A 9,837-nucleotide genomic window follows, 5' to 3' on the forward strand; every position below is an offset into this window, starting at 1 on the left:
TCCGGCCACAATCGCCACCGATAAACCAGAGGGCAGCAGGTAACTCAACATCCCCGGGGCACTAATGTCTTTGGTTTGGGCCTCGGCAGCTACAAAGGACCAGGGAATAGCGTGGTATACAGCCCCCGTGAAAAGCAAGTAATAAAGCCCAACAATGAGAATAGTCAGGGCAATGGCCAGCGGCAGGTTTCGATCCGGGTTTTTCGCCTCTCCACCAGCCTGGGCAATGCTTTCAAACCCGATAAAACTGGCAAACATCAGCGAGGACGCCGAAAGGAAGGTCAACCAATCAAAAGACGCATTGCCATTCAGATCGAATGTTCGGCCTTCTTTTTGCGCCAAAGCCAATAAAAAATCCTGTTGCGAAAAACTGAATCCGGCAATGATGACGATACTCCCCAGCAAAAACATCAGTAGCATCAGCGGAATGACCGTGCGCTCATAAAATTTTCCGCCCCGAATATTTACCCAAGCAAAAAACCAAAGCAAAGCAAGCGCGAGTCCAACCCGAACAAAACCGGTGTCCAAGGCCTCTGCACCGCTCGTCCAGTTCAGGGTCAAAACGATGTCGCGGAAAAAAGGAATGATCATGTATGCCACTACCCCGATGACGATGGAAAGCCCAAACCACTGGGAAAAGCTGGCTACAAACCCCAGATAGGTATTCAGGCCACGGCTTACGTAAAGGTAGCTGCCTCCCGCGCGCGGCATGGCTGTTGCCAAAAGAGCATAGGCTATTGCTGCCAGCAAGGCGGGTAAGGCCGCAAACATGAATGCAGGCAATACATAGGGGCCAATCCCCGGTACATTGCGCTGGATCATAAAAGGCATAATGTTAATGGAGGCCCCAATCATTGAACATACGCCGGTGGCGATCAAGCCCATTAACCCGAGTTTGCGGCTTAGGGGGGTATTGGTCATGTATTTTTTTCGAGCAATATAAGGAACGGGGTCAGAATAAAGTAACAATTTGACCGGACTCTTTGCGGCAAGGTTCAGAACCTGATTCTAACTGATGTCGCCCTTTCAGGGCTTCTTGGTAGAACATATAGTTCACCCTTCAGAATGGGCAGTGCCCATTCTTGGTGAGATATCGCCCTTTCAGGGCTGGTTCAAGTCCAATAATGTAGGTAACTTAGCTAACCAAACTCCTTCTCACAAATTCCTCCCAATCCCGAAAGCGTTCCTTCTTCATCACCCGGGGAAATTTGTGTTGCCCGCCCATTTTGCCCTGGTGCTCGTGCCACTTGTAAAAAATGTGGACGGGGATGATTTCTACCTCCATATCGCGCAGTACGGAAGCCCGTTCTACCCGATAATCGTCGTTTATTTCTTTGAGTTTATTATCAATCAATGTTTTGACTTGTGTGCTATCGCAAGGGCTGTCGCAACCGATGTACCATTTGTGGGCATAAAAACTTCCCACTTCCACCGCCGAAACCGTGTACTCAGGAATGACCACGTCCAGTTCCTCTTCCACATGCTGAACACCATGGTTCATGTTGTCCACGGAAAGGTGTTCGCCACAAATACTGAGGTAGTGCTTGGTACGGCCCGTGATGATCACTTCGGAGCGGCGTTTGTCCGTAAAGCGCACTGTGTCGCCAATCAAATAGCGCCAGGCCCCGCCACAGGTACTGATCAGCATGGCGTAATCTTCACCCTCTTTCACTTCCTCAATGCTGAGGGTTTGGATGTTGGCGCGGAGGTTGCCTTCCACGTCGAAATTGCTTTCGTTAAAAGGAACAAACTCAAAAAAGATACCATTGTCGATCATCAGGCGCATGGCGTTGGTATCGGGGCGATCCTGGATGGCCATAAACCCCTCTGACGCCAGGTAAGAATCCATATAAACCAGGGGGCGGGCCATCAGGCGTTCAAAGCCTTTGCGGTAGGGCTCAAAATGGATGCCACCGTGTACACAAACCGAGAGGTTGGGCCAGATATCGTGGATGGTTTTGACGCCGTGGTATTCAATGATTTTTTCCATCATCAATTGCAACCAGGAAGGAATACCGACGATAAAACCAACGTCCCAACTGGGGGCGTTTTTGGCGATCTCCGCAATCCTTTCGTCCCAACTGCGAATGCTGGCAATGCGGTTGCCCGGCTTGTAGTAGGACCGCAGCCAAAAAGGTGGCCGACTGGCATTGATGCCGCTCAAGTCGCCGGCAAAATAACCATTGCCTTGCTCCAGATCAGCTGAACCACCCAGCATCATCATGTCTTTGGTAAAAATATCCGGATCGAGATTGAAGCGGGAAAGGGCAAAAAACATGCGCAATCCGGCGCGACTGTTGGCCCTGAAGAGGTCTTTGGTGATCGGGATGTGTTTGCTGGGCGCTCCTGAAGTACCTGAGCTCAACGCAAAATATTTGACGCGGCCGGGCCAGGTCACGTTTTCTACCTGGTTGAGGGTCATGTGCCACCAACGGTCGTAGAGGGTATTGTAATCAAAAGTTGGTACAGCTTGTTTGAAGGCCTCAATCGGGTTTGGGCTGTTGAGAATGTCGTTGAATTGGTAATATTGCCCAAAGGCAGTATGTTGGGCTTTGCGCAGCAACCAGCGCAAGGTTCTGATTTGATGTTGAACGGGTTTGATGCTTTGCCCCCGGCGTTTGGACAGGATTTGTCCCAAACTTGCTCCTCTCTTGATTAGGGCACCAATTATCGCCATACAGATTTGGTTTTAGATCGCAACCGATTACCCCACTATGGGACTCACAAAGGTACATAGTTATTCGGGATTTCGGATTTCGGATTGGAGATTTCGGATTTCGGATTTCGGTGAATTCCAAGCTTGGAATTCACCGAAATCTGAAATCTGAATTCCAAAACCATCCCTACCTCATCAACGTCACATCTCCCTTATAGGTTTTTGTCTGGCCCCCCAACTGTTCAATTTCAATCCAATAAACATACACTCCAGGGATCGGCACATCTCCTTTGATGCGGCCATCCCAGCCGCTCAGGTTGTCCATGTCAAAGTCTTTTTTCTCAAAAATCATCTCGCCCCAGCGCGTGTAAATGCGCATCATGCGGATTTTGGTGGCACTAAATGGCCCGCCGTAAATGGTAAAAAAGTCGTTTTTGCCATCACCGTTTGGAGAAAACACATTGGGAATAAACACCCCACAATCATCGGCATTGATGGCATCATTGAGGCGGAAAGTATCTCGGCAAGTGTTTTCGTAACTGGCGATCAAGGTTATGTCATAAGAACCGGTGCCATAAACTGTGCCAGGGTTTTCCAGTTCTGATCCTTCGCCATTGCCCAAATCCCATTCCCAGCGATTGGCACCTCGTGAGAGATTTTGCAAAATGACGGTAAAAGGAGCACAGCCCGTAGAATCACCGTTGATGGTAAAATTGGCTTCCGGTTTGCTGCGCACCAGGAGGGGTTTACTGATGGTATTTTCGCAGCCATTCGGAAAATCCTTGATGGTTAGACTCACGTTGACCATTCCGCCCCCCAATTGGTAGATGTGCTGCGGGGAATAAGACACTGAATCAATCTGCCCATCGCCAAAGCCCCAACGGAAAGCGGCCCGTTCGTCCGACCGGTTGAGGAATTGGGTGGGCTGCCCCTCACAAGCATAACGTTCGGTTGCGAAGTTGACGTCGGGCAAAGACTGAATGTTTACTTTGCGGCTCAGAGAATCATATCCACAACCCGTTCGGGCAATGAGCGTCACAGTAAGGGTGGTATCTGGATCACGGAAAATATAAGTTGGGTTGGGGTCTTGGGAAACGCCTCCATCCCCAAATTTCCAAAACACGCGTCCAGGCAAGGGAGTGGAAGCATCTCTGAACTGGATGGGTTTATTGGGGCAAATGTTGTAATCATCGAGGTTAAAGAATGCTTGTACCCCAGGAGAGGTAACCGTCAGCTGAAAGGTATCCATCGATACCCCACAGAGGTTGCTCACTTCCAATTTGATCAAATATTGAATCGTGGTGGTATCTGCCACATATTTTTGAATAAACACGTTGCGACAAGTGCTGTCGCGGGTACCGTTGCCAAAGTCCCAAAAGCAGGCATCGGGCGCACCAGTGGAACGATTGGTGATGGTTGCTGTAACTGGAGAACACTGATTACTCAATGAGTCCAAACCAATCAATGCTTTGGGAAAAGGCAACACACTGATGGTGCTTTCCTCTTTGCTTGTACCACATTGGTTTGCAATGTTGAGCGAGGCCACAAAGCTACGGATTCGGCTACTGTCGTTGGTGTAAACATAGTTGGAGTCGGGCAGGTAGGCACGCAGTGAGTCAAGGGTTGAACGGCCAAAATTCCAGGTATAGGTCAGCCCATTTCTCTGCGGCTCAGTGGGGCGAAAACTGACCCTGAAAGGGGAGCAACCTTCGTCCCCACTAAGTGTAAAAGCTGCCGAAGGCGGTGGGGCAATGACCGTAAAGGTTTGGGTTGACGTATCTGCACAATTACCAATGATGGCAATTTGGGTAATCTGCTGATCACCGTCAGGGATAAATTGAAAGGGCGGAGGGTCCAAAGGGATATTCCCCAACAACCAGCGGGAGCGTTCTGCTTTGGTAGCACTTAAGTCAATTTGGATCAATTGATTGGAGCACAAATTGCCTTGGGGTTGAAAGCCGGCTTGCGGACGAGTTACCCGGATAAACGCAGCATCGGTACTGCGACACCCAATAGGGTTGACCACGGTGTAGATCACCTCTACCGAATCGACCGCGGCACTCAATTGACGGGCATCAAAATTTTCGCCGACTATACATCCAGGACAAGTCGAAGAACTCCAGGTGCCTCCCAAAGGTAAGCCCTGCAATGGTGTTGCTGAATTGAAACAAACATCCCCTGCCTGCGCTTCCAAAGTAACTTTTTGTACATCAATGATTATGGAATCCTGTTGGGCACAAGTTCCGGTACCGTTGTTGTAAATGATTTTAAAGGAACCTGCTTCTTGAGGGTTAAAACTGAACTGCCCGGCATTGTTGCTGATGAAGCGGGTATCTTGCCAGGTGCCTCCGGTAGCGGATACCGTTAAATTGAAAGCGCCAGATCTTTCACACACCGATGTGTCGCGAGCAGGGCTGGTAATCTGCAGAGGGTCTGGTGTGCGCACAAAAAAAGTATCGGTCACGACTTGAGTGCCACAAACATCTGTTAAAGTAGCTTCAACCACATAAGGAGCACTGGTTGCCCCCAAATCCAGCGGAAAAGCAGGGGCTCTTACTCCGTTTACACTATACACCGCATTGGGGATAATCGGATTAGGCGTATAGCTGATCTGGTTGCATTCGTCCTGTTGCGGAGTCAGGCGCAGGACGACTTTGGCCTGGACTTCAAACGTTGTGGTGTCGCGGCGCTCACAACTGCCGTCCCCACGCACATAGACGACCGGAAAAGTACCCGTGTTAACGGGATTAAAGGCAAAACCAGAGCCAACCCGAATCACCTGATCTCCGCGAAATTCCCCTCCAGTAGGTAAGGCACTCAGGCTGCGGGCCGTATCACCTTGGCAAACCTGATTCAGAGGCAACAAAGGCTGGGTAATTCCCACCGGAAGCGCGCCTGTAACCACGAAGGTATCACGAGATTCCTGCCGACCACAGGTGTTTTCCAAAGTAGCCACCACCGTATACACATCCCGATTGGTACTGACCGTAATGGGGACTGGAAAAGAAGTAATAGGGGCACCATTCAAGCTATACTGTACTTTGTTAATTTGGGGGATGGTGGTGTAATCAAAATCTAGGCACTCATCGGTTTGGGGGCGAATGTTCAGCCTTACGTTTTCTTCTACCGTAATGCGAACCGTATCGCGGCGTTCACAAGCACCATTTCCTCGTACATAAATCAGGGGAAAAACGCCTGGCTGATTTGGGTTAAACACATCAAGGCTGCCCTGTCGGCTGATATTGCTTCCAAGCCAGCGTCCCCCTTCAGGGCCCGCATTGAGGGTAATGGCACTGGTCCGTTCACATACAGTTGTGTCTTTGCTGGGGGCAGCAATGCTAACATTTTCGGGTTGCAGCACAAAAAAGGTATCTGCCCGCATTTGGTTTCCACACTCGTTGTTGAGGCGCACTTCCACAATGTAGGGTGTACTAGTGGCGGATAATGTAACTGGAAAATTGGCGACGGGTACATCAATGCCATTGATTTTATAGGCTGCATTCGTATTGAAAGGTTCTGGTCGATAATTCAGTGAGGTACAACCATCTTCTTGTAATTTCAAGGGCAGAAGGGCTTCCGCAGCCTTGGCTTCGATGGTCAGGACTTTCCGGCTGGGGCGATCACAGGCGTTGTTGGCGGTAAGCGTAACCGTATAGGTGCCAGGGTCAATGATATCCAGGCGCACAATTTCACTGCGGTTGTTGCCTCGAACCCATTGAGTGCGACCACCCCCTGAAATGCTCCAGTTGTATAGGGTAGCATTGGTCGTTCCTGTACCGTTTAGCCGTACGATGTTGCCTTGTGACAAACACAGGACATAACGATCGGCAGCTACCTCAATTACTCCGGAGTCCGCTTTTGCTATAGCCATTGGTTCACCTAATACTCTGATGGGTTGTTCGATGCTTTCTGTACCACAGGTATTTTTAGCGGTGAGTTTTACAGTCCGGTTGCCCAAATCCGCGTAAGTATGTTTAGGGCTTTTTTCTACGCTGGTGGTCCCATCACCAAAATCCCAGGTATACTGCATCTCCATATCATTGTTGGGACAGGTCTGATTGTTGAACTGGACTTCGTTACCTGTACAAACCACATTATTGGAGTTGATCAGGATCTCGGGCCTGGGGGGGATTTTGTAGGTCAAGAATTTACTCACGTTTTCGAGGCCACTATTGGAATAAGTTGCCAAAACGGTGACTTGCACACAGAACCCGCCGAAATCGCCCAAAGGACAGGCGTAGACACATTCATCGAGGTATTGGCTGGTGTTGTATTTGTGGCGTAAGATCAAGGAATCCCCCTTCGCAATAGTAATGGGAGGGGTTCCATCCCCCCAGTTGAGGGTAATGCTGCGTAAATCCAGGCTTGGGTTGGGAGTGATTCTAATTTGCACTACACTGTCGGCAACACAACGCACCTCCGCTCCATTGAGTACGGTAACCTGTACAGTTTGAGCTTTAACAACAAAGGAAGCAGCCATCAAGACTAAAAAGCCTGCAAGGTGTTTCAGTGACATGATCCATGGATTTTGGTCAGGCTTCACGAACAAAAGCTTACACGGCCAAAACGGAGTCCTTTTCGCTGTTGTTCGTAAAACCTATTTCATAAAGGTGCAAAGATTGAACAGGGCAAGCTAGTCCGATAATTTTCGGGCATCGTAAAGTGTAACGCAAAGAAAGCACATTTTTTTATTTCATATAAATTGCGAATTTATTGTTTAGCAGATTTTTGGGCCATTTTATGTTAATTTTTCTGCTAAGAAGCAAAGCGAAAAAAATGTTACCGCCCAAAACCCCGTAAAAACTTATTTTTGCGCGACTTAAATAGATTTGCAAGAAAATGGGGTTTCGTTCCAGGATTATCAGACCTTTTGCCAACAAAATTGCCCGCGACATTCAGCGTTGGTCCGCACATGCTGTGCAGGAGCAAGAACAAATTTTTAATCGTTTGATCGAAGTGGGTAAAACCACCGCCTTTGGCAAAGCCCATGGGTTTGACCAGATACGCAGTTACCAGGATTACATCGAACGGGTACCCATTCGCGACTACGAAGGCATCAAACCCTATATAGAACGCATCAAAGCAGGAGAAAATGATGTATTGTGGCGAGGTAAACCAGCCTATTTTGCCAAAACTTCAGGTACTACCTCGGGCGTCAAATACATCCCGATTTCCAAAGACAGTATTCCCAATCATTTCGGATCGGCGCGCAATGCCCTGTTCAATTATTTTGCCCAAACCGGGAATGGGACCTGGTTGGATGGTAAACTGATTTTTTTATCTGGTAGTCCAGAATTAGGTGAAACAGCTGGCATTCCCACTGGGCGTTTGTCGGGTATCTCCAATCACATGATCCCGGCCTGGTTGCGAACAAACCAAATGCCGAGTTACGAGACCAACTGTATAGAAGATTGGGAAACCAAACTAGATAAAATTGTAACGGAAACGCTCAGCCAAAACATGACCCTCATCAGCGGCATTCCACCCTGGGTGCAAATGTATTACGAGCGTTTGCTTGATCGGTCCGGCAAAAAAAAGGGTGCTGGATATTTTTCCGAATTTTTCAGTTTTTGTTTACGGCGGGGTCAACTATGAGCCCTATCGCGCCAAATTAGAAGAACTGGTAGGAGCCAGTATCCCAAGTGTAGAAACCTACCCGGCCTCAGAGGGTTTTATCGCTTTTCAGGATAGTCAAAGTGAACCAGGGCTTTTGCTTAACTCAGCATCGGGCATCTTTTTTGAATTTGTGCCCGCTGACGAAATTTTCAGCGAAAACCCAACCCGACTTTGGCTCAAAGATGTGCAACCCGGAGTCAATTATGCACTCATCATCAACAACAATGCGGGTCTTTGGGGTTATAATCTCGGGGATACTGTTCAGTTCGTTTCTACCAACCCGCATCGTCTGGTGGTTAGTGGGCGCATCAAACACTTTATATCGGCTTTTGGAGAACATGTCATCGGCAAGGAGGTAGAAGAAGCCATGCTACAAGTTTGCAAAGAACAAGGGGTTAAAGTGGTAGAATTTACAGTTGCTCCACAGGTGAATCCCCCTGGTGGACTTCCTTATCACGAGTGGTTGATTGAGTTCGACGAGGTACCAGAAAATTTACCTGCTTTTGCCGCCCGTTTGGATGAATTGATGATCATGCAAAATATTTATTATCAGGATTTGATCGAAGGAAATATACTCAAACCTTTGGTGATTACCCCCCTGCGCAGAGATGCCTTCCGGGAGTACATGAAAAGCCAGGGCAAATTGGGTGGGCAGAATAAAGTGCCGAGATTGGCGAATGATCGGGTGATTGCGGAGGCCTTGCTCATCCATGCTTAAAGGTTGCCTTATAAAAAAAGCCTGAATGCAGTAAAACCACATCCAGGTTGAGAGCGATTATTTAACAGCTTAAAACTTTCCTACTGATACTATTTTTTTCTAATTCAACAAAACCATAATATTCGGGTTAAAGCAAAATTGGATTTTAGACATGCCCTCAGTAACACCACCGAATCAGCAGGGTACTATTTCGTAGGTCTCGCTTAACTGGGCTAAGATCGACTCGATTTTAAGGGCATACGTGAAAGCCATGTCTGAAGCCACAATCATTCCAATCACCTGACGATTATGGTCATAAATCATTGCTCCAGAGTCCCCTTCGATGCTGATTTTTTCCAGCCGTACCAAGTCGTGTAAAGTATGCACCGAGCCATTTGAAAACTGGACCTCTTGCTTCGGGATATGATGTTGTTTTAAGACGGTAAGCCGTTCAGTAATAAAACTGTGCCTGGTCAAGGATGCTCGAACAATACTGCCTTCATCTAGTGCCGATACCCTGCGGCCAGCTTGTAAACGCTCTTTTTGGCCAATCGTATTGGTGTAACGCTCATCCACTGGCCCAAGCAAGGCATAATCCATGCCGGAGGCTCCTGCAAATTGACAATCAAAAATGGGTAAAAGCTCACTGGTTCCCGATATCCAAACTTGCCCCTGATGCAGATAATCTGGCGCATCCAGGTGATCAGGTTGATCTATTATGGCATGTGCACAAGTCAAAATGTAGTGCTGTCCATTTTTAGCCCCTAACAAACAACCATAGGAGCCATGGTGCCCAAGGTTGATATTGCGCAAAAAACTCCCTGGTCGACACTGAGCTTTGGGTAATCCAAGTCCTTCAATAGCCTTG

Annotated in this window: 4 protein-coding genes and 1 pseudogene; 1 reads left to right on the forward strand and 4 read right to left on the reverse strand. The window is 48.3% G+C overall.

The genetic code is table 11. The features are described from left to right. The 3 genes from SFV55_RS13795 to SFV55_RS13805 form a co-directional block, all read right to left on the reverse strand. Window positions 1–921: APC family permease (locus tag SFV55_RS13795; protein ID WP_320030097.1), on the reverse strand; the 921-nt coding region annotated here is incomplete at its 3' end. Between the two features lie 214 nt (window positions 922–1,135). Continuing rightward, a complete protein-coding gene (locus SFV55_RS13800) occupies window positions 1,136–2,677 on the reverse strand; it encodes a GH3 auxin-responsive promoter family protein (protein ID WP_320030098.1) in 1,542 nt (513 codons plus the stop codon). A 166-nt stretch (window positions 2,678–2,843) separates the two neighbouring features. After that, entirely contained in the window at window positions 2,844–7,172 is a 4,329-nt protein-coding gene (locus tag SFV55_RS13805) for a PKD domain-containing protein (RefSeq protein ID WP_320030099.1), read from the reverse strand. A gap of 323 nt (window positions 7,173–7,495) precedes the next feature. Between SFV55_RS13805 and SFV55_RS30205 the strand changes: the two are divergent. Further along, window positions 7,496–8,990: pseudogene (locus SFV55_RS30205) on the forward strand (GH3 auxin-responsive promoter family protein). Between the two features lie 174 nt (window positions 8,991–9,164). Here SFV55_RS30205 and SFV55_RS13820 read toward each other — a convergent pair. Then, on the reverse strand, window positions 9,165–9,837 hold a 673-nt coding region (locus SFV55_RS13820; RefSeq protein WP_320030102.1), incomplete at its 5' end, for a hypothetical protein.

This window comes from Haliscomenobacter sp. (assembly GCF_033763495.1).
In the GTDB taxonomy this organism is placed as follows: Bacteria; Bacteroidota; Bacteroidia; order Chitinophagales; family Saprospiraceae; genus Haliscomenobacter.

Excerpts from the sequence above, each read along its gene's own strand:
- SFV55_RS13800 (WP_320030098.1), bottom strand. The coding sequence starts at position 2,677 with ATGGCGATAATTGGTGCCCTAATCAAGAGAGGAGCAAGTTTGGGACAA.
- SFV55_RS13805 (WP_320030099.1), bottom strand. The coding sequence starts at position 7,172 with ATGTCACTGAAACACCTTGCAGGCTTTTTAGTCTTGATGGCTGCTTCC.